Here is a 23,154-nt window from a genome sequence, read left to right as displayed (position 1 = left end):
CCCAACGGCGATGACCGAAAGGGGAATCCACTGTGAACAAGATGACCAAGGGAACCATCGCGGCCGGCGCGGCGCTGATGCTGCTGCTCGGCACGGGCGGAACGCTGGCCTACTGGAACGACAACGCCAGCCTCGCCGGCCAGACCATCACCGCCGGCCAGCTGCGGGTCGTCCAGAACGGCACTGCGACCTGGCAGATCCAGCACCAGTCGGGCACGGTTGAGGCTGTCGCCAACATCGGCAACGCACGGATCGTGCCCGGTGACAAGCTCATCTACACGGGTGCATACAACGTCACCGCTGAGGGCCAGAACCTCGCGTTCAAGGTCGACCTCGCCGCCGGAGCCATCACCGGCTCGACCACTGCGGCCGCCGACGTCGCACTGGCCGGTCGTCTGGCCGCTGCGGCCACCTTCTCGGTCAACGGCGGCGCCGCCACGGCGCCCGGCACCTCGGTGACCGTCCCGAAGACCGGCGGCAACGCCGTCACCACGACACCCGTCACGATTACGGCCACGATCACGTGGCCCTTCGGCGACGCGACGAGCCCCGCCGCGGACAACCTCGCCAAGCAGGGCAAGGTGAACCTCTCGGCCTTCGCGCTGACGGTCACCCAGGTCGCGGGCTGATCCCAGGAACTGCGGGTCTGACCCGAATCCGGGCCCGCAGTTCCTGTGCACGAACCCTTGAGGTTTGCACAGGCTGCCATCGATGTGTCGTCACGGGGGGGAGTGAGAATGCAGAGCGCGCGTCAAGATGACGACTCATCGTCGTCGCGGAGCGTCGTGAAGCGACTTCGCTCGCTGGTCGGCACACTGGCTGCGGCGACCGCAGCTGTGGTCCTCGGGGTATCCGGCGCCGGCGTCACTCACGCCTACCTCAATGCGACCGCTGGACCGGCTGCGTCGACGATCACCGCCGGAACGGCGGCGATCCAGATCAATGGAAGCGCGACCGCGACGTTGTCGCCGACAGCGCTCAGCCCGGCTGCCCCGGCGGTGTGGGCCTTCACCGTGACCAACGCGGGTGATGCCCCGATGAGCCTTGCGGCTGCGATCAGCGCGCCCGGCGGCCCCGCGTACGCCGCCTCCGCCAAGGCACTGCTGACCGCGGTACCGAACGCCGCGGCCTGCACCGCGGCGGTGGCGGGGACGCCGTCCGCCCTCAACGGGTACTCGGCACCGGCGCTCGGCGCGCTGCCGGTGGGCGCCTCGCAGTGGTATTGCCTCGTCGTGAGCCTGCCGAATTCCATGCCGGCCGCGGGCAGCGGTTCTTCGCACTCCTTCACCATGACCGTCAACGCGACCCAGACTCCGAGCTGACATGACCGCCTCCACCGAAACGCGACCGCGGCCCCGCCGTCGATTCGCGCTGATCGCCGGAATCGCCGCGTTCTTGGTCGCTGCCGGATCGACCTCGGCATGGGCGTATTGGACCGCGCAGGCGACGGCATCCGGCACGCTCACCACGAGCGCGGTCAGCGTGTCGCAGGCGAGTTTCAACACGCCCGCATCCACCACCTACCTGCCGAGCAGCCTCACCGCAACGCGAGTCTTCACGATCACCAACGGCAGCACGATCAGCGGAACCGCGACGGCAGCCATCGTGTCGCCTGAGGCCTACGCGAGCAAACTCGGCGTGCAGATCTGGCAGGTCGCGTCGGCGGCCGCGTGCACCGCCGCGACGACCGTGCCGACGTCGGGCGTGACGACCGGCACATGGGCCTCGATCACTCCGACGGTGACACTCGCGGCGAGCGCCACCGGCTATCTCTGTGCACGCACCTCCATCGCCGACTGGAAGACCACCACGGACCCCGCCGGGGGACAGTCGATGAACCCCGTACTCAGCGTCAGCCTGTCCGCACAGGGCTGGACGGCCACCGCGCCCACCGCGACCCACGTGCAGCGCACCGCCGGGATGTACCCTCTCGCGAGCAGCTTCTTCGACCCCTCGCTGTCGTCCACATGGTTCACGATCCGCAACGCCTCGAGCACCGGCTACTGCCTCGACGTGAACGGATCGGGGGGCAGCGGCACGACCGTCCTCACGTGGGGCTGCCATTCCGACGCCAACCAGCGCTGGCAGTTCACCCCGGTCTCCGGCACCGACCAGTCGTTCGTGACGATCCGCCCGCGCCACGCATCCGCGACGCGACTGCAGACCTCTTCGGCCGGAGCCCTCACGATTCAGACCGCCACCGGCGGCGCAGACCAGCAGTGGTACGTCCAGCAGGTGTCGGCGAGCCGGTATCAGCTCGTGTCGGCCCTCAACGGGCTGTGTGTGGCGCTTGGTACGTCGAACAGCGGACAGATCTCGACTGTGACCTGCGACACCGCATCGGCGCAGCTGTCATTCCAGCGTGAGAGCCTGACATTCTCGTCATCGGGCAGCATGGCGACGGTCACGTGGGGCACCGGGGCCGGCGTCGCGATGACCATCGTCCGCCAGTCCGGAGCCCACTGGGTGAGCGTGGATCAGATCGCCGCGGGAGATACTGCGGAGTCGTTCACCGCGACGCCGAACAACGCAACGTCGACGTACCGCATCGTCGTCGGCACGTACACCGTCGGAAGCACGGTGCCGGCCGCGGTCGATGTCGCGTTCGGTCCGTTTGCGATCAAGAACGTCACCACCGGTTTCTTCTTTCCCACGACCACATTGACGGCGGTGTCCGGCTTTGGGTGAGCACACACGGATTAATCGCACCCACCGCGGGCTCGTGCTGAGCGCACTGGCCGCAACTCTCGTGCTCGTCGCGGTGCCGATCCCCGCGGCGGCGGCCGACGACGGTCTGCTGGTATCGCACGACGGCGTCACTTATGTCGCCGACAGCACCCTGCCCATCTATCCCGAAGCGTGGCGCTGGGTCCCGGGCGAGGAGCAGACGTCTGCGGTGTGGGTGCGCAACGCAGGCACCACGCACGGTCTCCTCCGGATCGATCTGATCGCCCCCGATGCGGACGACGTGCGCTTCGCGCAGAGCGTCGCGATCGCCGCCGGGGCACCTGGGGGTGGGGGCGAAGACGTCCTGTTCGCGGATGCCATGGGCAACGGCGACTGCACCGTGCTGAGCACCGGGCTCGTCCTGGCACCCGGCGAGTCGCGCCGCATCGATGTCACGACAGCAGTGTCGTCGGCGCTGTCGGGAGATGAGGCGGCGCAGGCACGGCTGTCGTTCGCGCTGCGGGCGTCGCTCACGGACGCCGCCGCGGGATCCGCCGCCGCCGTCGGAAGCGTCTGCACCGTCATCCCCGACGAGATACCCTCATCGACCGGTTCGCTTCCCCATACCGGCGGCGCCGTACCGTGGACGATCATCGCGCTGGGCGCAGCAGGTGTGACGGTGGGGGGTAGCGTGTTCCTGCTGGGGCGTCGTCGCCGGCAGGAGGAGGAAATGGCGGATGAGCGATGAGGCGCCGACCGCTCCCGACCATCGCGATGATGCTGAGGCTCCGCTAGCGCCCGAGAGCGACACTCGGCCAGTACGCCCGGGGGATCGTCCCCGCCGGGGTGGCGTCCTGAAACTCGTCCTCACCTCGGTCGCGGCGGCGCTTCTCGCCGTGATCGTGGGGATCGGCATCCTCGTGATCGTCGTTCCGGCCGTTACGGGCTCGACCGCTCTCACCGTGCTCACCTCGTCCATGTCGCCTGCACTGCCCGCGGGCACGATGGTCGTCGTCCGCCCGACCGATCCCGCTGATATCGAGCCGGGCATGGTCATGACGTATCAGTTGCACAGCGGGGAGCCGGACCTCGTCACTCACCGTGTCACGCAGCGGCTCACGAGCACCGAGGGCGAGTTCCTCTTCATCACGCAAGGCGACGCGAACGACAACCCCGATCCCGATCCGGTTCGAGAGGTGCAGGTGCGCGGCACGGTATGGTACGCGATCCCCTACCTGGGCTGGGTCGCGACGGCCGTCACGGGCGACCAGAGACAAGTGGCCATCACTGTCGTGGTGATCGTCTTGCTCGGCTACGCGGCGTGGGCCTTCGGCTCCTCGCTCCGTGACCGCGTCCGCAAGCGGCAACGGACCGAGTGATCCCAGGCGTGTCCATCATGAGACTGGACGCGCGCGCCGGGCGCGAGCCATGATGACGGGCAGGACCGCAGCCGCGATCTGTGGACACGAGGAAGGCAGTACGCATGGGGATCGACGACATCGTCAACCAGGGCAAAGAGTTTCTGGAGCAGAACAAGGACAAGATCAGTGAGGCGTTGAGCTCGGACAAGGCGGAAGAGGTCAGCGACGGCGCGCTCGACGCCGCGGCGGACTTCGTCAAGAAGGTCGCGCCCGACTCGGTCGACCAGCACGTCGACGGCGTGCGCGACTCGATCGACAAGTCGATCGGCACCGAGTAGCAGCAGGGTCAAAGACGGACCGGATGCCAGGGCATCCGGTCCGTCGCCATTGTGGTGGACGCAAGATGTGTCAAGGCTTCTTCAAGGTTGGGTCAACCAGCAAAAGACCCCATTCCCCTGGATGAGAATCTCTTCATCTAGGGGGCGCGTCCGCTTGCCCTCCGGAATTCCCGTCGCTGCTCCCCCCGTTACTTTCTTCGTAGCCGTCCGGCGAGCATGCTGGGCGGTGGCAGCCTGCCGGGCTCGGCATGATTGGTCCCCCCTGTCCTCGATGATCCGGGGGGTGTTGTCACCGAGCCTGGTTGGCGGTGGGTGATCGCTGATAGGGGCCAGGCCCGAGCACGCTCGAGGTCGTTCGTAACGTGGATGCCGAGACGCACCGTCGCAGCTGTCGTTCCCAATCGAACGGAGGAGCAGTGGTCACCCAGATCGACAACTACGACCAGGTCGACGTGTTCGTCGGTCTCGACGTCGGGAAGGGCGAGCATCACGCGGTCGCACTCGACCGCACCGGCAAGAAGCTCTACGACCGGGCGCTCCCGAACGACGAGCGCAAACTCCGCGCGGTGCTCACCGACCTGCAGAAGCACGGGATCGTGCTGCTGATCGTGGACCAGCCCGCAACGATCGGCGCGCTGCCAATCGCGGTCGCGCAAGCCGCGGGCGCCTTGGTCGGATATCTACCGGGACTTGCGATGCGACGCATCGCTGATCTGCACCCGGGCGAGGCCAAGACCGACGCGAGGGATGCGGCGATTATTGCGGAGACCGCACGGACGATGCCGCACACGCTTCGCTCGATCCAGGTCACGGATGAGCAGGTGGCCGAGCTCACGATGCTCTGCGGATTTGACGATGACCTGGCCGCCCAGATCACCCAGGTCGGCAACCGAGTCCGAGGACTACTCACCCAGATCCACCCCGCGCTGGAACGCGTGATCGGGCCACGGTTAGATCACCCTGCCATTCTCGATCTCCTGCAACGCTGGCCGTCCCCGGCCGAGTTACGCGCGGCCGGGGAGAAGCGGATCGCGACGCGAATGCTGAAGCTCGCACCCCGCAAGGGCCGAGAATGGGCGCACGAGATTGTCGTTGCGCTCGGCGAGCAGACCGTCGTGGTCACTGGCACGAACGCGGCCGCACTCGTGGTCCCGCGCCTTGCCGCACAGCTCACAACGCTTCGCCGTCAACGTGACGACGTCGCGGCGGAGGTCGAGCGACTGGTCGATGCGCACCCTCTTCAGCCCGTCCTGACGAGCATGCCCGGAGTCGGCGTCAGGACCGCAGCCCGACTCCTCACCGAAGTCGCCGGCAAGCACTTCCCCACCCCGGGACACCTCGCCGCTTACGCGGGCCTCGCCCCCGTCACCCGGAGATCTGGGTCCTCGATCCGCGGCGAGTACTCGTCCCGGCGCGGGAACAAGGTCCTCAAGAACGCGATGTTCCTTTCGGCGTTCGCCGCACTCCGCGATCCCGAGTCCCGTGCCTATTACGACCGCAAGACAGCTCAGGGCAAGCGCCACAACCAGGCGTTACTCGCTCTCGCCCGTCGCAGATCTGACGTCCTCTACGCCATGCTCCGCGACGGCACGCTTTATCAGTCGTCGCCGGACCGAGCAGTGGCATGATGCGCTTGCCAACGACCCTGTCACGGCCCGTCGAACGTCCACAAGACTCTGGGACCACGGCAAGCTCAGCGCCGCGGTCCCAGAGGCCTTACTTGCCGTTCGGTGGAGGCGGAATCGGAACGGGGATGGAGAACGTGGGCGGAAGCCCGATAGCAGCTGGGTCGATTCCCTGCGCTGAGCGGATCATGGGGCGGCGTCCACGATCGTGCTCTCGATGGCGGTCAGCGACACTTCCTGATTGAGCGTCCACCCGAAGATCGTCGCACCTGCCAGAGCGCGCTCTCCGATTACGAGACCCGTGTTCGGGTCGATGATGATCTCCTGCCGCTCACCTGCCCGGAACGGTTCGTTCCGGCCGATCGCGACGCCGGTCACGCCATCGAGGTTTGCGACGTCGTCGGTCGCGGTCACGCCAGGAATGCGCGATAGGGCATCGAGCAGGGCTGCTCGGGGCGCCGCGGGCACGAGGCCGGAGCGAAGGATGTCCGCGATCCGTACGAAGTTGTCTTCGTCGCGCGATGCAGATCCTCCGTTGTATTGGCCGTCGATCCACTCGTAGGCGGCGGCGCCGTCGGTTGGGATATCGGCGTAGTCAACGTTCACCCACGAGTACACCGGATCGTAAAAATGCCCGCCAACCGCCCGTGTTGTCTCGATTGACTCACCCGTCAGCACACCCTGCATATTGCCCCAGTCGCGGTAGAGCACCCACTCGGCCGCAGGGTCAGCAGGCATATATACGTCGAGGATCTGGTCGTTCGGTTCGCACTTGACCTGTTGCGAGCCGTCGCCCACCATCTCGCATGCCTGCCAGCGCGCATGGGTGCGTGCGCGGAGATACTCCCCGGAGCCCGGAACGAGGTCCGCGTACTGGATGGTTTGCGTCGCGGCAGTTCGCAGAACATCACTCGCGTAGGCGCTCGTCGCGTTCAGAGTCACGTTCCCCACAACAAGAGCTCCGGTCAGCACTGCTGCAACTCCTGCCGTTGCCCACGACAGCGCCGGGAGCAACCGTCGCCTCCTCGCGGCGGGGCGCGCCGTAGCGACGTTCCCCGCCTCCTGCGCCACGTGGTTCAGCAGCGCTGCCCGCCCTGCGGCCAGCGCCTCTGGGGTGGGTTCGCGGCTGTCGTCACGAGTGCTGCGGAGCAGTGTCAATTCGTCCATGATCCGTCTCCTGTTCGAGGGTTGTGATGCCCGCGGCGCGGCGTAACTGGCGCCGCGCGCGGTTGAGTCGTGAGCGCACCGTTCCCACCGGAACCTGCATCGCCGCGGCGATCGACGCATAGTCGAGATCGCCCCATGCGTACAGCAGCAGCGTGTCGCGATCCCCGTCTGACAACCGGCGCAACGCCGTGCCTAGGCGCCGACTCAGGCGTTCAGCATCGATGCGGGACCCCGCCTGCTCGATGAAGTCCGGCACGATCTGCGCCGCCATGTCCGCAGACAAGCCCTTCCATGCCACCGCTTCGACTCGAGCGTGCTTGCGCATCAACCGAGTCGCAATACCCAGCAGCCATGGCCGAGCATCACTGACGGAAACGTCGTAGGCCGACCGCCGCTCAAATGCAACCAAGAAGGTTTCCGACATCACGTCATCCGCGACGTGGTCACCCAGCCGCTGCGCTACATACCGGTAAACAGACTTGGCGTGGCGATCGAACAGCATCGCGAACACAGCCGGCTCTCGCGCCGACCTTTCAATCACCTCGTTATCGGGGCTCACATCCGTATTGCTCAATTCCGTCGAATGGGTTCACACCAATCTTGCCCGCGCTCCGAAATCGGTTGACGAAAGACATAGGGGCACCCCCCCGATCTGCAGCGACTCGGAGGGCAGACATGCGGTTCATTCGTGCGCGCCGGAAGGCGACGATCATCGTCGCCACCACGCTCGCCGTGGTCGGCGCTCTGTGCGTGGCTCCTTCTGCGACGGCAGTCGCGGGAGCGGATGCCGCCGCCGCAATCGGCATCGTCCCGATGGCTGCCGGCGTCACGGAGGCGCCCACGCAGGTCTGGGCGGAGACGTTCGAGAATGGCCAGGGAACAGCTCCCACGCGGTTGGGCACCTATCAGTCCGCTGCGGGGACGACCTACACGGGCGCCACCTACTGGTTTGACTATGGAAACTGCAACGGCGTCGTCCTGAGCTATCTCGCAAGCCGATCGGCCAACGGCAACGTCGCCTCGTTCTCCGCGCCGTTCTGCACGGTCGAGGTCGCCGCCGTCGCGCAGATGAACGGGCGGCGCATGGCCGATGTGCTCGGTCAGGTCGCCGCGGGTGTATCCGGCGGGACAGCAGGAGCTCCGGCGAACGGGTCGACGAGTGGCACCCAGAACAACCACGCCGTCGCTGAGTGGACCACTGACGGGGGCACGGGAACGGCGAATCAGATCGTCATGACGAGCTCGGCGATCGGCGTGAGCGCCACAACGAACCGGTACTACACCGCGTCGATCGACGTCGTGGAGGCATCCTGCAGTTACTTGAGTGGGGCGAACAACTCGCGGATCAATCTCTCGCTCGTCGTCTCCGGTACGGAGACGTCTGTCACTCCGACCGCGATTCAGGCCTGCTCGGCCAGCGGCGCCGGCTATTACACCTCACCGACTCCGCAAGGCGCGGGCAGCAATCCCTGGGACAACGGCGGCACGTCGGTGCGCGCGGGGCGCTTCACCGCCGCGGGGTCGCAGCTGCTCACGCCCGCCCGGCTCGCGACGGCTCAGTTGCGCGTGCGCAACCAGACGACTGCGTCCGAGGGCAACGACTTCGGCGTCGACAACCTCCGCCTGATCGACGTCACTCCAAGCCTCGACAAGAGCTTCGCGCCGACGAGCGTCACGGCGGGGGAAGTCTCGACGCTGACGTTCACGATCAACAACACGAGCGAGCTGGCTGCCAAGGCAGATATGTCGTTCTCCGACGCGCTGCCTTCGGGGCTCGTGGTCGCGGCGACACCGACGATCGGGGGAACCTGCACGAGCACGACGGGTTCGGCGCTCGTCCGCACCGCCAACGCAGGATCCTCAGTGGTCACTGTGTCCGGGGTGGATTTCGCAACCGGTGCGACATCGTGCACCGTGACGGTCAACGTCACCTCGAGCACGCCCGGCGTCTACACCAACGGTGCGAGCAATGTCACGACGATCCTCAACTCGCCCGAGACGGCGACGCTCACCGTCAACGCGCCGAGCACCCTCAGCGTCCGCAAGAACATCGTCAGCCGCGCCGCCGCCTCAGATCAGTTCGTGCTGCGTCTGCGCTCGGCCGGGTCGACGTCCGACATCGCGACCGCGACGACGTCGGGCAGCGCGACGGGCGTGCAGACGCAGTCCATCGCCGCGAGGCAGGTGATCTCCGGGCAGTCATACGACTTCAGTGAGGTCATGGCTGCGGGGTCGACATCGGCGCTCACGAACTACACGTCGGCGTGGGAGTGCCGGAACGGAACGAGCGTCTTAGCGAGCGGCACAGGCTCCTCCGGCACGATCGCGATCCCGGCGGCCACCGTCGCAGGAGTCGCCGTCGTCTGCACGATCACGAACTCGCCGCTGCTCGCCACCGTCACGGTCACCAAGCAGGTGCAGGACGTCACGGGCGCCAACCCGCAGCCCGGATCGGGATGGGTCCTGGGCGTCGTGCCGAGCGGAACCGGCGTCACCACGACCCCGGCGGCGACGACGCAGACCACCGCGGCGTCGGGGTCCGCGTCGTGGCAGATATTCTTCGCGACGGCGGCTTCGCGCGCGACGGTCGCGGTGTCGGAGACGCAGAAGACCACGCACACATTCGTCAGCGCACAGTGCCAGGTGACATCTCTCTCCGGAGTGACGCGCACCGTCACGTTCACCGCGGCCACGGGCGGGTCGGTCGCCGACATCGCTCCGGGCGACGCCGTCGCGTGTGGCTTCGTCAATCGGCTCAAGGCGACGACGCTGACCCTGACGGCCTCGGTGGGTTCGGGCTCCGCCCTCCCCACCGCGTGGAACCTCAGCGCAACCGGTCCGTCCGGTTCGGCGGCGGGGCCGACAGGCACCACCGGCTCCACAGGTGCGACGAACAGGACAGTGACCCCGGCCACCGGCTACCAGCTCGCCGCGACGGGCGGTCCAGGAACCTACGTTGCCGGCGCCTGGACATGCGCCGACCAAGACGGCTCCGCGGTGACGGTGACGTCGGGAGGCCTCGTCTCCCTCGTCGCCGGCAGCGCAGTGAACTGCGCGGTAACTCTCCGGACTGCCACGCTGACGCTTCTGAAGAACGTCGTCACGCCTTCGGCCGGCTTCACGGCCTCGACCTGGAACGTCACGGCCACGCCGACGACGCTCTCCGGCGTGTCGATCCCCACGGAGACGCGAGCGGGCGCGGAGTACTCCTCCGCGGGCAATCCGGCGAGCACGTTCGAGGTGCGCCCGGATCACACCTACACCCTCAGCGAAGCGCTCGCGAACCCGTCCAGCACGATCGCATACCGTCAGCTCGCGCTGCAGCGACTGAGCGACGGAGTGTGGGTCGACGTCGAATCGACTGAGATCACGGCGCCGGCAGCTGGCCAGACGGCGGTCTATCGCTTCGTCAACGACAAGATCCCCGCAGTCGTCCTTCCGCTCACGGGCGGAACCAGCACCGACGTGTTCCTCATCTCCGGTGCCCTGTTGCTCGCGCTGATGGCGGGTCTCGCCTTCTGGCAGCGTCGCCGCCGCACGCGCATACAGCACACCTGACCCTTCCCGCCACACCGCTGATACCCCCGAGAAAGCAGAAAGAATGAACACCAGCATCCGTCCGGGCATCGCCCGGCGTTTCGCGGCCGCCGTCGGCGTCGTCGCGATCGCGCTCTTCGGCACGTTGGCAGCCGCCGGTCCGGCCTCGGCCGCGACCGGTGTCGGCAACATCACCGGCACCCAGGGCACGCTGACCATCCACAAGTACGAGCGCTTCGGCGCGAACGGTGTCACGCCCGGCAACGGGCAGGAGCAGACCGTGACCGGCACGCCCCTGAACGGCGTCACGTTCAGCATCCAGCGCGTCGCGAACTACGACCTCAAGACGGCGGCCGGCTGGGCTTCGGTGCAGTCGATCATGGCGCCGGCCAACCCCGTCACCGCGGCGACCGCCGCCGGTCTCGGCGCGGCGGCCTCGGTCACCACGACAGGCTCCGGCACCGCGACGGCGACGCCGCCCTTCGGTCTCTACCTCGTCACCGAGACGGGCACCCCCTCGTCGGTGACCGAGGCCGCGGCGCCGTTCCTCGTGTCGGTCCCGTTCGCGACCGGCCCGACGGCCACGCCGTCGAACACCTGGATCTACGACGTGCACGTGTACCCCAAGAACGCGGTGACCTCGCTCGGGAAGTCCGAGACCACCACGGCGGCGGACATCGCCGCCGGCGCAGACCTGGCGCGCTGGGCGATCACGGCGAAGGTCCCCGTGCTCGCGTCCGGCACGATCTCGAGCTTCGTGCTCACCGACGTCATCGACGCGGCCCAGCTCGCATTCGTGACGGATGCCGCAGCTGTCGCTCTCGGCCTCCCCGCCGGAACCGTCACGGCCGTGAAGGCCGACGGCACGACCGCCGTCGCGATGACCGCCGGCACCGACTACACGATCTCGCCCGCGACCGGGACCACCCGCACCGTGACCTTCACGTCGACGGGTCTGACCAAGCTCAGCACTCAGGCGCCCGGCGGCACGGTCACGTTCGACGTGCTCACGCGCGTCGTGGGTGTGCCTGCGAACGGCGTCATCACCAACAGCGCGACGAGCGACGTCAACGGCAAGTCGGGAAACACCGCCACCGCCACGACGACCTTCGGGCAGCTGCAGGTGTTCACGCACGTCACGGGCACCACGACGCCGCTTGCCGGCGGCGTCTACCGGGTGAAGGACGCAGCGGGCAACACCGTCGTCGTGAACGGTGTGAACTCCTGGACCTCCGACGCGAACGGCCTGCTGACCGTTCCCGAGCTGCGTCCCGGTAACTACACCCTCGTGCTCGTCACGCCCCCGGCGGGCTACCAGCTGCCTGCGAACACCCAGGTCGCTACGACGATCACGGCGGGGACCTCAGACCCGGCGGCGCCGAAGAATTACGTGGATGTGCCGTACGCGCAGGTGCCCGCGTGGGCGCTGCCGCTGACCGGTGGTGACGGCGCACTGTGGTTCGGCGTTGGTGGCGTGGCGCTCGTGGTCATCGCGGCAGGTGCGGCGGTCCTGGTGGCCGCACGTCGCCGTCGCCACGAGGCCGTCCAGGCCTGACCGGCACGAGCATGACTGAACCGATGCCGGGGGATGGGGAGGACTCCGCGCCCCGGCATCGGCGCATGCGTCGGCCGCGGCGGGTATCAGGGCTCAGCGTCGTGATCGCGCTGATCGGCCTCGCCGGTGCCGCGTTGCTGCTCTACCCGAGCGCCGCTGCGTGGTTCACACAGCTTCAGCAGTCCCAGCAGATCGACGAGTACACCGACAGCATCGGTGCGCTGAGCGCCGAGCACCGCGTCGAGGAGATCCAGCGCGCCGAGGAGTACAACCAGGCTCTCATCGGGGGGACATCGATCTTCGCCGCGGGAGAGCGCAAACCCCAGTCCGAGGTGGATGCCGCCGCCCACGCGGACTACGCAGATCTGCTGCATGCGGACGATCTCGGCCTCATGGCGCGCCTCAAGATCCCCGCGATCAATGTCGACCTCCCGATCTACCACGGCACGAGCGACGACGTGCTCGAGCATGGCGTGGGTCATCTCGAAGGGACGGCACTCCCGGTCGGCGGAGAATCCACGCATGCGGTGCTCACCGGCCATCGCGGACTCGCGACCTCGGAGCTGTTCACCCATCTCGATCTGCTCACGATGGGGGACACGTTCACGATCGAGGTCTTCGGCGAGGTCCTCACCTACCGCATCATCGACACCCGCATCGTGGCGCCGGATGACACGGAGACGTTGCGACCGCAGCGCGGCAACGATCTGGTCACCCTCGTGACCTGCACCCCGCTCGGGATCAACAGCCACCGGATCCTCGTGACGGGCGAGCGGATCCTGCCCACTCCCGTCAAGGACGTGAGCGACGCCGGTCGGCATCCGGATGTGCCCGGGTTCCCCTGGTGGGCGGTGACCTTCGGGGGTGTGGTGATCCTCCTCGGGGTGTACGTCACGGTCGCCGGGCGCCGACCCACGGTGCCCGTCGAAGACCGCGACACGCCCGGGTTTGCGACACGCCCGGGCGACACGTAGACTAGTCAGGTTCCACATTCCTGCGTGCGCGAAAGCGCGGCGGGATCACTGCCAGGGCAGTGCATAGACCGGCGAGAGCTCAGAGTCTAGGCCGCGGGCAGCAGAACAGACATCCACCCCCAGTTCAGGTGGATACCGCGCGTCCGCGCGCGGGTTGACATCAGAACAGCGGTGCAGCATCCGGTGCGAGAGCACCACCGTGCGTCCAATGCCCGTGAGGTATGACGCGAGAAGAGAGAGAGCAGACAATGGCGGGACAGAAGATCCGCATTCGCCTGAAGTCGTATGACCACGAGGTCATCGACACGTCGGCGCGCAAGATCGTCGACACGGTCACCCGCGCGGGCGCCACGGTCGTCGGCCCCGTGCCGCTTCCGACCGAGAAGAACGTGGTGTGCGTCATTCGTTCGCCCCACAAGTACAAGGACAGCCGCGAGCACTTCGAGATGCGCACCCACAAGCGCCTGATCGACATCATCGACCCGACGCCCAAGGCCGTCGACTCGCTTATGCGCCTCGACCTCCCGGCCGACGTCAACATCGAGATCAAGCTCTGAGGTCCCGTTCATGGCACACATCAACGAAAAGGTTTCCAAGGGCCTGCTCGGCACGAAGCTGGGCATGACCCAGGTCTGGGACGAGAACGGCAAGCTCGTTCCCGTCACCGTCATCGAGGTGGCCCCCAACGTGGTCACCCAGGTGCGCACGCCCGAGCGCGACGGCTACAACGCCGTCCAGATCGCCTACGGGCAGATCGACCCCCGCAAGGTCAACCAGCCCCTCACGGCCCACTTCGAGGCCGCCGGGGTCACCCCTCGTCGTCACCTCACCGAGGTGCGCACGGCGGATGCCGGTGACTACACGCTGGGCCAGGAGCTCACCGTGGACGCCACCTTCGAGGCCGGCCAGCTGGTCGACGTCGTCGGCACCAGCAAGGGCAAGGGCACCGCGGGTGTCATGAAGCGTCACAACTTCAAGGGTGTCTCCGCCTCGCACGGTGCGCACCGCAACCACCGCAAGCCCGGTTCGATCGGCGCCTCGTCGACCCCGAGCCGTGTCTTCAAGGGCATGCGCATGGCCGGCCGTATGGGTGGCGAGCGCGTGACCGTCCTCAACCTCACGGTGCACGCCGTCGACGCCGAGAAGGGTCTGCTGCTCGTCAAGGGCGCCGTCCCCGGCGCGCGCGGCCGCATCGTCTACGTCCGCAACGCAGTGAAGGGTGCCTGATCATGGCTGACTCGACTCTCGCGCTCGACGTCGTGAAGGCCGACGGCAAGAAGGCCGGCTCCGTGGAGCTGCCCGCCGCCATCTTCGACGTCAAGACGAACATCCCCCTCATCCACCAGGTCGTCGTCGCGCAGCTCGCCGCGGCTCGCCAGGGCACCCACTCGACCAAGCGTCGCGGTGAGGTCTCCGGTGCCGGCCGCAAGCCCTTCAAGCAGAAGGGCACGGGTAACGCCCGCCAGGGCTCGATCCGCGCGCCGCACATGACCGGTGGCGGCATCGTCCACGGCCCGAAGCCGCGCGACTACGGCCAGCGCACCCCCAAGAAGATGATCGCCGCCGCCCTGCTGGGCGCGCTCAGCGATCGTGCTCGCGGCGGCCGTCTGCACATCGTCGACTCCTTCGGCATCGACGGCGCGCCGTCGACGAAGGCCGCGGCATCCGTGCTGTCCGGTCTCGGCGCCGTCAAGAACGTCCTCGTGGTCACCGAGCGTGGCGACGAGCTGACCGTCAAGAGCGTCCGCAACCTCGGGTACGTCCACGTGCTCGACGCCGGCCAGCTCAACGCCTACGACGTGCTCGTCTCGGACGACATCGTCTTCACCAAGGCCGCCTACGACGCGTTTGTCGCGTCCAAGAGCGCCACCACCGAGGAGGTCTCGGCATGAGCACCGCGAACATCGCCGTCAACAAGGACCCGCGCGACGTCATCCTGAAGCCGGTCGTCTCGGAGAAGAGCTACGGGCTCATCGACGAGGGCAAGTACACGTTCCTCGTGGACCCCCGCGCCTCCAAGACCGAGATCAAGCTCGCGATCGAGAAGATCTTCGGCGTCAAGGTCGCCGCGGTGAACACGCTCAACCGCGCGGGCAAGGCCCGTCGCACCCGCTTCGGCACCGGCAAGCGCAAGGACACCAAGCGCGCCATCGTCACGCTGAAGTCGGGCACCATCGACATCTTCACGGCCGTCGGCTGACCGCTGGGATAGAGGACTAGAGAACATGGCTATTCGCAAGTACAAGCCCACGACCCCCGGTCGTCGCGGTTCGTCGGTGGCCGACTTCGCCGAGATCACCCGATCGACGCCCGAGAAGTCGCTGCTGCGCCCGCTGTCGAAGACCGGTGGCCGCAACAACCAGGGCCGCATCACCACCCGTCACATCGGTGGCGGTCACAAGCGTCAGTACCGCGTCATCGACTTCCGTCGCAATGACAAGGACGGCGTGAACGCCAAGGTCGCTCACATCGAGTACGACCCCAACCGCACCGCGCGCATCGCGCTGCTGCACTACGTCGACGGCGAGAAGCGCTACATCCTGGCGCCGAACAAGCTGGCGCAGGGCGACATCGTCGAGTCGGGTGCCTCGGCCGACATCAAGCCGGGCAACAACCTGCCGCTGAAGAACATCCCCACCGGTACCGTCATCCACGCCATCGAGCTCCGCCCCGGCGGCGGCGCGAAGATCGCGCGGTCGGCCGGTGTGTCGGTGCGTCTCGTCGCCAAGGACGGCCCCTACGCGCAGCTGCGTCTGCCCTCGGGCGAGATCCGCAACGTCGACGCGCGCTGCCGCGCCACGATCGGCGAGGTCGGCAACGCCGAGCAGTCGAACATCAACTGGGGCAAGGCCGGCCGCAAGCGCTGGAAGGGCGTGCGCCCGACCGTCCGCGGTGTCGCGATGAACCCCGTCGACCACCCGCACGGTGGTGGCGAGGGCAAGACGTCCGGTGGACGTCACCCCGTCTCTCCTTGGGGCCAGGCTGAGGGTCGTACCCGCCACCCCAACAAGGAAAGCGACAAGTACATCGTCCGCCGTCGCAACGCCGGCAAGAAGCGCAAGTAGGAGTAGAGGAAGATGCCTCGCAGCCTTAAGAAGGGCCCCTTCGTCGACGAGCACCTGCTTCGCAAGGTGGTCGTCCAGAACGAAGCCGGCACCAAGAACGTCATCAAGACCTGGTCGCGCCGTTCGATGATCATCCCGGCCATGCTGGGTCACACGATCGCCGTGCACGACGGACGCAAGCACATCCCCGTGTTCGTGTCCGAGACCATGGTCGGCCACAAGCTGGGCGAGTTCGCGCCCACCCGCACCTTCCGCGGCCACGAGAAGGACGACAAGAAGGGCCGCCGCCGCTGACGCGGTGGTGATCCTGGAGAGGACTAGAGGAGGAGAGACATGGTGGATTCCATCGCACGCGTCAAGCACATTCGCGTGACCCCTCAGAAGGCTCGTCGTGTCGTCGCGCTCATCAAGGGCAAGCAGGCTCAGGAGGCCCTGGCCATCCTGAAGTTCGCGCCCCAGAGTGCCAGCGAGCCGATCTACAAGCTCGTTGCCGCTGCGGTCGCCAACGCCCGCGTGAAGGCGGACAAGGACGGCGAGTTCCTGGACGAGCAGGACCTGTACGTGCGCAACGCGTACGTCGACGAGGGCACGACGCTGAAGCGTTTCCAGCCCCGCGCTCAGGGCCGCGCGTTCCAGATCAAGAAGCGCACGAGCCACATCACCGTCGAGCTCGCGACCCCCGAGGTCGCCGATGCGTCGACGGGCTCAGCAACCGCTGCTAAGAAGAAGGCGAGCAAGTAATGGGACAGAAGGTCAACCCGTACGGCTTCCGCCTCGGCATCACCACGGACCACGTGTCGCGTTGGTTCTCCGACTCCACGAAGCCGGGCCAGCGTTACGCCGACTACGTGGCCGAGGACATCAAGATCCGCAAGCTCCTGCAGACGCAGCTCGACCGCGCCGGCGTGTCCGGCATCGAGATCGAGCGCACCCGTGACCGCGTCCGCGTCGACATCCACACCGCCCGTCCGGGCATCGTGATCGGTCGCCGTGGCGCCGAGGCCGAGCGCATCCGCGCCGACCTCGAGAAGCTCACCGGCAAGCAGATCCAGCTGAACATCCTCGAGGTCAAGAACCCCGAGGCCGACGCCCAGCTCGTCGCACAGGGCATCGCCGAGCAGCTCTCCGCACGTGTGGCGTTCCGCCGCGCGATGCGCAAGGGCCTGCAGGGCGCCCAGCGCGCCGGTGCCAAGGGCATCCGCATCCAGGTCTCCGGCCGTCTCGGCGGCGCCGAGATGAGCCGTTCGGAGTTCTACCGCGAAGGCCGTGTGCCCCTGCACACGCTCCGCGCGAACATCGACTACGGCTTCTACGAGGCCAAGACCACCTTCGGCCGCATCGGCGTGAAGGTCTGGATCTACAAGGGCGACCTGACGGCCAAGGAGCTCGCGCGCGAGCAGGCCAACCAGAAGCCCGCTCGTGACCGGGGCGACCGTCCCCGTCGTGGCCCCCGCAACGAGGCCCCCGTCGCAGAAGGAGCATCGGCATAATGCTTATCCCCCGCAAGGTCAAGTACCGCAAGCAGCACCACCCGGGTCGCTCGGGCCAGGCCACCGGCGGCACGAAGGTCTCCTTCGGCGAGTTCGGCATCCAGGCGCTGACCCCCGCGTACGTGACGAACCGTCAGATCGAGTCCGCTCGTATCGCGATGACGCGTCACATCAAGCGTGGCGGCAAGGTGTGGATCAACATCTACCCCGACCGTCCGCTGACCAAGAAGCCGGCCGAAACCCGCATGGGTTCCGGTAAGGGTTCGCCGGAGTGGTGGGTCGCCAACGTCAAGCCGGGTCGCGTCCTGTTCGAGGTCGCCGGTGTCAACGAGCAGCTCGCTCGTGAGGCGCTGACCCGTGCAATCCACAAGCTGCCGCTGAAGGCACGCATCATCAAGCGCGAGGAGGGCGACGCGTAATGGCTGTCGGAACCAAGACGCTCGCACCCAGCGAGCTGGACACGTTCGAGGACCAGCGCCTCGTCGAAGAGCTGCGCAAGGCCAAGGAAGAGCTGTTCAACCTGCGCTTCCAGTCGGCCACCGGCCAGCTCGAGAGCCACGGCCGCATCCGTGCGGTCAAGCGCGACATCGCGCGGCTGTACACCGTGATCCGTGAGCGCGAGCTCGGCATCCGTGCCACGCCCGCGCCCGTCGAGGTCGCGCCCAAGGCGAAGAAGAAGGCGACGAAGAAGGCGGATGCCGCCGATGACGCTGCCGCGAAGGAAGAGGCCGAGTGATGGCTGAGACCACTGAGAAGAAGGCTCCCGCCAAGAAGGCGCCCGCGAAGAAGGCTGCCGCCGCTGCGGCGGACGCCGTCGTCGAGGCTCCGGTCGAGGCCGGCCACGAGCACGCCGCTCACGACGTCCGCGACGCGGACGCCCGTGGCTACCGCAAGTCGCGCCGCGGCTACGTCGTCAGCGACAAGATGGACAAGACCATCGTCGTCGAAGTCGAGGACCGCGTGAAGCACCCGCTCTACGGCAAGGTCATCCGTCGCACGTCGAAGGTCAAGGCCCACGACGAGCAGAACACCGCCGGCATCGGCGACCTCGTTCTCATCAACGAGACCCGGCCGCTCAGCGCCACCAAGCGGTGGCGCCTGGTCGAGATCCTCGAGAAGGCGAAGTAAGAAATGATCCAGACTGAGTCCCGCCTCAAGGTCGCCGACAACACCGGCGCCAAGGAGCTGCTCACGATCCGCGTGCTCGGTGGTTCCAACCGCCGCTACGCCGGACTGGGCGACATCATCGTGGCGACCGTCAAGGACGCGATCCCCGGCGGCAACGTCAAGAAGGGCGACGTGGTCAAGGCCGTCGTCGTCCGCACCGTCAAGCAGACCCGTCGTGCCGACGGTTCCTACATCAAGTTCGACGAGAACGCCGCCGTCATCCTGAAGAACGACGGGGAGCCCCGCGGCACCCGCATCTTCGGCCCGGTCGGCCGTGAGCTTCGCGACAAGAAGTTCATGAAGATCGTCTCGCTCGCACCGGAGGTGATCTGACCGCATGGCCAAGATCAAGAAGGGTGACCTCGTTCAGGTCATCACTGGCAAGAAGCAGGACAAGGGCGGCGACCGCGGCAAGCAGGGCAAGGTTCTCGACGTTCTCGTCGAGTCGAACCGTGTCATCGTCGAGGGCGTCAACTACGTCACCAAGCACAACCGCGTCGGCCAGTCGCAGCGCGGCACCAAGACGGGCGGCATCGAGACGATGGAAGCCCCGATCCACATCTCCAACGTCGCCCTCGTCGACCCCTCGACCAAGAAGCCGACCCGTGTCGGTCACCGCGTCGAGGAGCAGACGAAGGACGGCGTGAAGCGCAACGTCCGCGTGCGCTACGCGAAGAAGAGCGGTAAGGACCTCTGATGAGCACCACCACTGCCCTCGAGGCTGGCAAAATCCAGCCCCGTCTGAAGGCGAAGTACCAGACCGAGATCAAGAAGGCCCTGCAGGAAGAGTTCGGCTACGCCAACGTCATGCAGATCCCCGGGATCGTCAAGGTCGTCGTGAACACCGGTGTCGGCGAGGCTGCTCGCGACTCCAAGGTGATCGACGGCGCGGTCGACGACCTCACCAAGATCACCGGCCAGAAGCCGGTCGTCACGAAGGCCCGCAAGTCCATCGCGCAGTTCAAGCTGCGCGAGGGCCAGGCCATCGGCGCGCACGTCACCCTCCGCGGCGACCGTGCGTGGGAGTTCCTCGACCGTCTGGTGAACCTCGCCCTGCCCCGCATCCGCGACTTCCGCGGCCTGTCGCCGAAGCAGTTCGACGGCAACGGCAACTACACGTTCGGTCTGCAGGAGCAGTCGGTCTTCCACGAGATCAACCAGGACAAGATCGACCGCGTCCGCGGCTTCGACATCACGGTCGTCACGACCGCGAAGACGGATGCCGAGGGCCGCTCGCTGCTCCGCCAGCTGGGCTTCCCGTTCAAGACGGACGACGCTCAGGCCTGACACACCCCCGGCCATCCGGCCGGACCTCAAGAAGGTCGGCTGTCGTGTAACGGCATCCGAAACCACTGAACAAAGGAAACCAAGAAATGACGATGACAGACCCGGTCGCTGACATGCTGACCCGTCTGCGCAACGCGAACTCGGCGCACCACGACTCCGTGTCGCTGCCGAGCTCCAAGCTCAAGACCCACATCGCCGAGATCCTCCAGCAGGAGGGCTACATCTCGTCGTGGGAGGTCTCCGACGCTCGCGTCGGCCAGACCCTCACGCTGAACCTCAAGTACGGCCCGAACCGCGAGCGGTCGATCGCCGGCATCAAGCGCGTCTCCAAGCCGGGTCTGCGCGTCTACGCGAAGTCCACCGAGCTCCCCACCGTCCTCGGCGGCCTGGGCATCGCGATCCTGTCCACCTCCTCCGGTCTTCTCACCGACCGTCAGGCCGAGCAGAAGGGCGTGGGTGGGGAAGTCCTCGCCTACGTGTGGTGATCTGACATGTCGCGTATCGGACGTCTTCCCATCGACATCCCCGCCGGCGTCACCGTTTCGGTGGACGGCCAGGATGTCGCCGTCAAGGGCCCGAAGGGTGAGCTCGTGCTCACCGTCGCCAAGCCCATCGAGGTCAAGGTCGAGGAGGGCCAGGTTCTGGTCACCCGTCCCGACGACGAGCGCGAGTCGCGCTCGCTGCACGGCCTGACCCGCACGCTCATCAACAACAACATCATCGGCGTGACCCAGGGCTACACCAAGGGCCTCGAGGTCGTCGGCACCGGTTACCGCGTCGCGCAGAAGGGCACGGCGGTCGAGTTCGCACTCGGCTTCTCGCACCCGGTGCTCGTCGAGGCGCCGGCCGGCATCACGCTGACCGTCGAGGGCAACAACAAGCTCACCGTCAGCGGCATCTCCAAGCAGGCCGTCGGTGAGGCCGCCGCGAACATCCGCAAGATCCGCAAGCCCGAGCCGTACAAGGGCAAGGGTGTGCGCTACGCGGGCGAGGTCGTTCGCCGCAAGGCCGGAAAGGCTGGTAAGTAACCATGGCTGTCAAGTCGAAGAGCGACGCACGCACGCGTCGTCACCTCCGCCTTCGCAAGAAGGTCGTGGGCACCGAGGCGCGTCCGCGCCTGGTCGTCACCCGCTCGGCCCGCCACGTCTTCGTCCAGCTGGTCGACGACAGCAAGGGTCACACCGTGGCATCCGCGTCGACCCTCGAGGCCGACCTGCGCACGTTCGACGGTGACAAGACCGCCAAGGCCCGCAAGGTCGGCGAGCTCGTCGCCGAGCGTGCGAAGGCCGCCGGCGTCTCGGACGTCGTGTTCGACCGCGGTGGCAACCGCTACGCGGGCCGTGTCGCAGCGATCGCCGAAGGCGCCCGCGAGGGAGGTCTGAACCTGTGAGCGATGCAACTACTCAGAATGTGGAGAACGAAGTGACCGAACAGGCCACTGAGGGTACGACCGCGCAGACGGCAGCCGCTGAGGCGCCCGTCGAGCGCGAGCGTGAGCCGCGCCGCGGTGGCCGCGAGCGCAGCCAGACCCGCGACCGCGGGTCGCGCGACGCCGAGAAGAGCCAGTTCCTCGAGCGCGTCGTGACGATCAACCGCGTGTCCAAGGTCGTCAAGGGCGGTCGCCGCTTCAGCTTCACGGCGCTTGTCGTCGTGGGTGACGGCAACGGTCTGGTCGGCGTCGGCTACGGCAAGGCGCGTGAGGTCCCGCTCGCCATCTCGAAGGGTGTCGAAGAGGCCAAGCGCAACTTCTTCCGGGTTCCCCGTGCCGGCTCCACCATCCCGCACCCGGTGCAGGGTGAGGCCGCTGCCGGCGTCGTGCTGCTGCGTCCGGCTGCCGCCGGTACCGGTGTCATCGCCGGTGGTCCGGTGCGTGCCGTGCTCGAGTGCGCCGGCATCCACGACGTGCTCTCGAAGTCCCTCGGCTCGTCCAACACGATCAACATCGTGCACGCGACCGTCGAGGCGCTCAAGCAGCTCGAGGAGCCCCGTGCGGTCGCCGCTCGTCGCGGTCTCGACTTCGACCAGGTGGCTCCTGCCCGTCTGATCCGTGCCGAGGCCGACGCCCTGGCCGCTGCAAAGGGAGGTGCCTGATGGCTGCGCGCCTCAAGGTGACCCAGGTCAAGTCCAAGGTGAGCGAGAAGCAGAACCAGCGTGACACGCTGCGTTCGCTGGGTCTCAAGCGGATCGGCGACTCCGTCGTCCGTCCCGACGACGCGCAGACGCGCGGCTACGTCAAGACCGTCGCGCACCTCGTCAAGGTTGAGGAGATCGACTGATGGCCGAGAAGGCTGAGAAGGTGACCGAAGAGGTCGCCGAGAAGAACACCGAGAAGAAGGCCGCCGCCAAGAAGCCGGCCGCTGCCAAGGCTGCCGCCGAGAAGAAGGCGCCCGCCAAGAAGGCTGCTCCCAAGAAGGATGCCGAGGCCTCCCGCCCCGGTGTGCTGAAGGTGCACCACCTGCGTCCGGTTCCCGGATCCAACACCGCGAAGACCCGTGTCGGTCGCGGTGAGGGCTCGAAGGGCAAGACCGCCGGCCGCGGCACCAAGGGCACGAAGGCCCGCTACCAGGTGAAGGTCGGCTTCGAGGGCGGCCAGATGCCGCTGCACATGCGTACGCCGAAGCTGCGCGGGTTCAAGAACCCGTTCCGCGTCGAGTATCAGGTGGTCAACCTCGACAAGCTCGCCGAGCTGTACCCCTCCGGTGGCGACGTCACCGTGAGCGACCTCGTCGCCAAGGGTGCGGTGCGCAAGAACGAGAAGGTCAAGGTGCTCGGCACCGGCGACATCTCGGTCAAGCTCACCGTCGCCGTCGACAAGGTCTCGGGTTCGGCCGAGCAGAAGATCGTCGCCGCGGGCGGTTCGGTCAAGTAATTCCACGGCAGGGGCCGGAGGCGAGCCTCCGGCCCCTGTTGCCGTACTCTGG

The 23,154-nt window shown here is 67.3% G+C and carries 32 protein-coding genes; 30 read left to right on the top strand and 2 right to left on the bottom strand.

The features are described 5' to 3' along the window. Positions 1-41: 41 nt before the first annotated feature. From JOD60_RS16455 to JOD60_RS16425, 7 genes are all read left to right on the top strand, one after another. Positions 42-629 (top strand): alternate-type signal peptide domain-containing protein, encoded by a 588-nt coding sequence (locus JOD60_RS16455; protein ID WP_157127982.1) that lies wholly within the window; start codon positions 42-44, stop codon positions 627-629. A gap of 156 nt (positions 630-785) precedes the next feature. Beyond that, a complete protein-coding gene (locus JOD60_RS16450) occupies positions 786-1,322 on the top strand; it encodes a hypothetical protein (RefSeq protein ID WP_157127981.1) in 537 nt (178 codons plus the stop codon). Between the two features lies 1 nt (position 1,323). Then, positions 1,324-2,688 (top strand): RICIN domain-containing protein, encoded by a 1,365-nt coding sequence (locus JOD60_RS16445; protein WP_076691659.1) that lies wholly within the window; start codon positions 1,324-1,326, stop codon positions 2,686-2,688. A 34-nt stretch (positions 2,689-2,722) separates the two neighbouring features. Continuing rightward, positions 2,723-3,415, top strand: a complete 693-nt coding sequence (locus JOD60_RS16440; RefSeq protein ID WP_076691658.1) for an LPXTG cell wall anchor domain-containing protein — start codon at positions 2,723-2,725, stop codon at positions 3,413-3,415. After that, positions 3,405-4,046 carry a signal peptidase I gene (locus JOD60_RS16435; protein WP_084202056.1) on the top strand — a complete coding sequence of 214 codons (642 nt, stop codon included), beginning with the start codon at positions 3,405-3,407 and terminating at the stop codon, positions 4,044-4,046. The genes JOD60_RS16440 and JOD60_RS16435 overlap by 11 nt, the downstream gene beginning before the upstream one ends. Before the next feature lie 104 nt (positions 4,047-4,150). Continuing rightward, a complete protein-coding gene (locus JOD60_RS16430) occupies positions 4,151-4,366 on the top strand; it encodes an Rv0909 family putative TA system antitoxin (protein ID WP_076691657.1) in 216 nt (71 codons plus the stop codon). A 428-nt stretch (positions 4,367-4,794) separates the two neighbouring features. Continuing rightward, entirely contained in the window at positions 4,795-5,994 is a 1,200-nt protein-coding gene (locus JOD60_RS16425; protein ID WP_157128050.1) for an IS110 family RNA-guided transposase, read from the top strand. Between the two features lie 183 nt (positions 5,995-6,177). Here JOD60_RS16425 and JOD60_RS16420 read toward each other — a convergent pair whose 3' ends face one another. Both JOD60_RS16420 and JOD60_RS16415 read right to left on the bottom strand, forming a co-directional pair. Then, on the bottom strand, positions 6,178-7,158 hold the full coding sequence (locus tag JOD60_RS16420) for a CU044_5270 family protein (RefSeq protein WP_157127980.1): 981 nt from the start codon (positions 7,156-7,158) through the stop codon (positions 6,178-6,180). Continuing rightward, positions 7,124-7,717, bottom strand: coding sequence for an RNA polymerase sigma factor (locus JOD60_RS16415; RefSeq protein WP_232321647.1), 594 nt, complete (start codon positions 7,715-7,717; stop codon positions 7,124-7,126). The genes JOD60_RS16420 and JOD60_RS16415 overlap by 35 nt, the downstream gene beginning before the upstream one ends. A gap of 116 nt (positions 7,718-7,833) precedes the next feature. Between JOD60_RS16415 and JOD60_RS16410 the strand changes: the two genes are divergently transcribed. The 23 genes from JOD60_RS16410 (at position 7,834) to rplO (ending at position 23,102) form a co-directional block, all read left to right on the top strand. Continuing rightward, the gene (locus JOD60_RS16410; RefSeq protein WP_076691653.1) at positions 7,834-10,716 is read left to right on the top strand and encodes a beta strand repeat-containing protein; all 2,883 of its coding nucleotides are present in this window, start codon (positions 7,834-7,836) and stop codon (positions 10,714-10,716) included. A gap of 43 nt (positions 10,717-10,759) precedes the next feature. Further along, positions 10,760-12,250 carry a SpaH/EbpB family LPXTG-anchored major pilin gene (locus tag JOD60_RS16405; protein ID WP_076691652.1) on the top strand — a complete coding sequence of 497 codons (1,491 nt, stop codon included), beginning with the start codon at positions 10,760-10,762 and terminating at the stop codon, positions 12,248-12,250. A 101-nt stretch (positions 12,251-12,351) separates the two neighbouring features. Beyond that, on the top strand, positions 12,352-13,224 hold the full coding sequence (locus JOD60_RS16400) for a class C sortase (protein WP_232321646.1): 873 nt from the start codon (positions 12,352-12,354) through the stop codon (positions 13,222-13,224). A 248-nt stretch (positions 13,225-13,472) separates the two neighbouring features. Then, complete coding sequence (rpsJ, locus tag JOD60_RS16395) at positions 13,473-13,781, top strand: 30S ribosomal protein S10 (protein WP_005050520.1); 309 nt, start codon at positions 13,473-13,475, stop codon at positions 13,779-13,781. A 10-nt stretch (positions 13,782-13,791) separates the two neighbouring features. Then, on the top strand, positions 13,792-14,451 hold the full coding sequence (rplC, locus tag JOD60_RS16390) for a 50S ribosomal protein L3 (protein WP_076691650.1): 660 nt from the start codon (positions 13,792-13,794) through the stop codon (positions 14,449-14,451). Between the two features lie 2 nt (positions 14,452-14,453). Then, positions 14,454-15,116, top strand: coding sequence for a 50S ribosomal protein L4 (rplD, locus tag JOD60_RS16385; RefSeq protein ID WP_076691649.1), 663 nt, complete (start codon positions 14,454-14,456; stop codon positions 15,114-15,116). Further along, positions 15,113-15,424 (top strand): 50S ribosomal protein L23, encoded by a 312-nt coding sequence (rplW, locus tag JOD60_RS16380; RefSeq protein ID WP_076691648.1) that lies wholly within the window; start codon positions 15,113-15,115, stop codon positions 15,422-15,424. Before rplD ends, rplW begins: the two co-directional genes overlap by 4 nt. Positions 15,425-15,449: 25 nt before the next feature. Next, positions 15,450-16,289 (top strand): 50S ribosomal protein L2, encoded by an 840-nt coding sequence (gene rplB / locus JOD60_RS16375; protein WP_076691647.1) that lies wholly within the window; start codon positions 15,450-15,452, stop codon positions 16,287-16,289. Between the two features lie 12 nt (positions 16,290-16,301). Continuing rightward, positions 16,302-16,583 (top strand): 30S ribosomal protein S19, encoded by a 282-nt coding sequence (rpsS, locus tag JOD60_RS16370; protein ID WP_017201589.1) that lies wholly within the window; start codon positions 16,302-16,304, stop codon positions 16,581-16,583. A gap of 39 nt (positions 16,584-16,622) precedes the next feature. Beyond that, on the top strand, positions 16,623-17,030 hold the full coding sequence (gene rplV, locus JOD60_RS16365) for a 50S ribosomal protein L22 (protein ID WP_076691646.1): 408 nt from the start codon (positions 16,623-16,625) through the stop codon (positions 17,028-17,030). Continuing rightward, positions 17,030-17,779, top strand: coding sequence for a 30S ribosomal protein S3 (gene rpsC, locus JOD60_RS16360; RefSeq protein ID WP_076691645.1), 750 nt, complete (start codon positions 17,030-17,032; stop codon positions 17,777-17,779). The genes rplV and rpsC overlap by 1 nt, the downstream gene beginning before the upstream one ends. Beyond that, positions 17,779-18,198: a 50S ribosomal protein L16 gene (rplP, locus tag JOD60_RS16355; RefSeq protein WP_029145865.1), complete on the top strand. Its 420-nt coding sequence runs from the start codon at positions 17,779-17,781 to the stop codon at positions 18,196-18,198. The genes rpsC and rplP overlap by 1 nt, the downstream gene beginning before the upstream one ends. After that, entirely contained in the window at positions 18,198-18,515 is a 318-nt protein-coding gene (gene rpmC, locus JOD60_RS16350) for a 50S ribosomal protein L29 (protein WP_076691644.1), read from the top strand. Before rplP ends, rpmC begins: the two co-directional genes overlap by 1 nt. Next, positions 18,515-18,907 carry a 30S ribosomal protein S17 gene (gene rpsQ, locus JOD60_RS16345; RefSeq protein ID WP_076691643.1) on the top strand — a complete coding sequence of 131 codons (393 nt, stop codon included), beginning with the start codon at positions 18,515-18,517 and terminating at the stop codon, positions 18,905-18,907. Before rpmC ends, rpsQ begins: the two co-directional genes overlap by 1 nt. Before the next feature lie 3 nt (positions 18,908-18,910). Beyond that, positions 18,911-19,279: a 50S ribosomal protein L14 gene (gene rplN / locus JOD60_RS16340; protein WP_018171454.1), complete on the top strand. Its 369-nt coding sequence runs from the start codon at positions 18,911-18,913 to the stop codon at positions 19,277-19,279. 4 nt (positions 19,280-19,283) lie between these two features. After that, complete coding sequence (rplX, locus tag JOD60_RS16335; protein ID WP_076691642.1) at positions 19,284-19,643, top strand: 50S ribosomal protein L24; 360 nt, start codon at positions 19,284-19,286, stop codon at positions 19,641-19,643. Beyond that, entirely contained in the window at positions 19,643-20,233 is a 591-nt protein-coding gene (gene rplE / locus JOD60_RS16330; RefSeq protein WP_076691641.1) for a 50S ribosomal protein L5, read from the top strand. Before rplX ends, rplE begins: the two co-directional genes overlap by 1 nt. A gap of 86 nt (positions 20,234-20,319) precedes the next feature. Next, entirely contained in the window at positions 20,320-20,718 is a 399-nt protein-coding gene (rpsH, locus tag JOD60_RS16325; protein ID WP_076691640.1) for a 30S ribosomal protein S8, read from the top strand. Between the two features lie 6 nt (positions 20,719-20,724). Continuing rightward, entirely contained in the window at positions 20,725-21,261 is a 537-nt protein-coding gene (gene rplF / locus JOD60_RS16320; protein WP_076691639.1) for a 50S ribosomal protein L6, read from the top strand. A 2-nt stretch (positions 21,262-21,263) separates the two neighbouring features. Continuing rightward, positions 21,264-21,623, top strand: coding sequence for a 50S ribosomal protein L18 (gene rplR, locus JOD60_RS16315; protein WP_076691638.1), 360 nt, complete (start codon positions 21,264-21,266; stop codon positions 21,621-21,623). Continuing rightward, positions 21,620-22,324: a 30S ribosomal protein S5 gene (rpsE, locus tag JOD60_RS16310; protein WP_076691637.1), complete on the top strand. Its 705-nt coding sequence runs from the start codon at positions 21,620-21,622 to the stop codon at positions 22,322-22,324. Before rplR ends, rpsE begins: the two co-directional genes overlap by 4 nt. Beyond that, positions 22,324-22,509 carry a 50S ribosomal protein L30 gene (gene rpmD, locus JOD60_RS16305; protein WP_023954062.1) on the top strand — a complete coding sequence of 62 codons (186 nt, stop codon included), beginning with the start codon at positions 22,324-22,326 and terminating at the stop codon, positions 22,507-22,509. The genes rpsE and rpmD overlap by 1 nt, the downstream gene beginning before the upstream one ends. Continuing rightward, positions 22,509-23,102 (top strand): 50S ribosomal protein L15, encoded by a 594-nt coding sequence (gene rplO, locus JOD60_RS16300; protein WP_076691636.1) that lies wholly within the window; start codon positions 22,509-22,511, stop codon positions 23,100-23,102. Before rpmD ends, rplO begins: the two co-directional genes overlap by 1 nt. The last annotated feature ends 52 nt before the right edge of the window (positions 23,103-23,154 follow it).

This window comes from Microbacterium aurum, from assembly GCF_016907815.1.
GTDB classification, from domain to species: Bacteria; Actinomycetota; Actinomycetes; order Actinomycetales; family Microbacteriaceae; genus Microbacterium; species Microbacterium aurum.
This window is presented reverse-complemented; position numbering and strand designations above follow the sequence as displayed.

Coding starts and splice junctions, on each gene's coding strand:
- rplO (WP_076691636.1), top strand. CDS start 22,509: ATGGCCGAGAAGGCTGAGAAGGTGACCGAAGAGGTCGCCGAGAAGAAC.
- rplX (WP_076691642.1), top strand. CDS start 19,284: ATGGCCAAGATCAAGAAGGGTGACCTCGTTCAGGTCATCACTGGCAAG.
- rpsS (WP_017201589.1), top strand. CDS start 16,302: ATGCCTCGCAGCCTTAAGAAGGGCCCCTTCGTCGACGAGCACCTGCTT.
- rpmC (WP_076691644.1), top strand. CDS start 18,198: ATGGCTGTCGGAACCAAGACGCTCGCACCCAGCGAGCTGGACACGTTC.
- rpsJ (WP_005050520.1), top strand. CDS start 13,473: ATGGCGGGACAGAAGATCCGCATTCGCCTGAAGTCGTATGACCACGAG.
- rplE (WP_076691641.1), top strand. CDS start 19,643: ATGAGCACCACCACTGCCCTCGAGGCTGGCAAAATCCAGCCCCGTCTG.
- rpsH (WP_076691640.1), top strand. CDS start 20,320: ATGACGATGACAGACCCGGTCGCTGACATGCTGACCCGTCTGCGCAAC.
- JOD60_RS16435 (WP_084202056.1), top strand. CDS start 3,405: ATGAGCGATGAGGCGCCGACCGCTCCCGACCATCGCGATGATGCTGAG.
- JOD60_RS16445 (WP_076691659.1), top strand. CDS start 1,324: ATGACCGCCTCCACCGAAACGCGACCGCGGCCCCGCCGTCGATTCGCG.
- rpsC (WP_076691645.1), top strand. CDS start 17,030: ATGGGACAGAAGGTCAACCCGTACGGCTTCCGCCTCGGCATCACCACG.
- JOD60_RS16410 (WP_076691653.1), top strand. CDS start 7,834: ATGCGGTTCATTCGTGCGCGCCGGAAGGCGACGATCATCGTCGCCACC.
- rplD (WP_076691649.1), top strand. CDS start 14,454: ATGGCTGACTCGACTCTCGCGCTCGACGTCGTGAAGGCCGACGGCAAG.
- rplC (WP_076691650.1), top strand. CDS start 13,792: ATGGCACACATCAACGAAAAGGTTTCCAAGGGCCTGCTCGGCACGAAG.
- rplV (WP_076691646.1), top strand. CDS start 16,623: ATGGTGGATTCCATCGCACGCGTCAAGCACATTCGCGTGACCCCTCAG.
- rplW (WP_076691648.1), top strand. CDS start 15,113: ATGAGCACCGCGAACATCGCCGTCAACAAGGACCCGCGCGACGTCATC.
- JOD60_RS16405 (WP_076691652.1), top strand. CDS start 10,760: ATGAACACCAGCATCCGTCCGGGCATCGCCCGGCGTTTCGCGGCCGCC.
- rplN (WP_018171454.1), top strand. CDS start 18,911: ATGATCCAGACTGAGTCCCGCCTCAAGGTCGCCGACAACACCGGCGCC.
- rplP (WP_029145865.1), top strand. CDS start 17,779: ATGCTTATCCCCCGCAAGGTCAAGTACCGCAAGCAGCACCACCCGGGT.
- JOD60_RS16430 (WP_076691657.1), top strand. CDS start 4,151: ATGGGGATCGACGACATCGTCAACCAGGGCAAAGAGTTTCTGGAGCAG.
- JOD60_RS16420 (WP_157127980.1), bottom strand. CDS start 7,158: ATGGACGAATTGACACTGCTCCGCAGCACTCGTGACGACAGCCGCGAA.
- rpsQ (WP_076691643.1), top strand. CDS start 18,515: ATGGCTGAGACCACTGAGAAGAAGGCTCCCGCCAAGAAGGCGCCCGCG.
- rplF (WP_076691639.1), top strand. CDS start 20,725: ATGTCGCGTATCGGACGTCTTCCCATCGACATCCCCGCCGGCGTCACC.
- rpmD (WP_023954062.1), top strand. CDS start 22,324: ATGGCTGCGCGCCTCAAGGTGACCCAGGTCAAGTCCAAGGTGAGCGAG.
- JOD60_RS16455 (WP_157127982.1), top strand. CDS start 42: ATGACCAAGGGAACCATCGCGGCCGGCGCGGCGCTGATGCTGCTGCTC.
- rplR (WP_076691638.1), top strand. CDS start 21,264: ATGGCTGTCAAGTCGAAGAGCGACGCACGCACGCGTCGTCACCTCCGC.
- rplB (WP_076691647.1), top strand. CDS start 15,450: ATGGCTATTCGCAAGTACAAGCCCACGACCCCCGGTCGTCGCGGTTCG.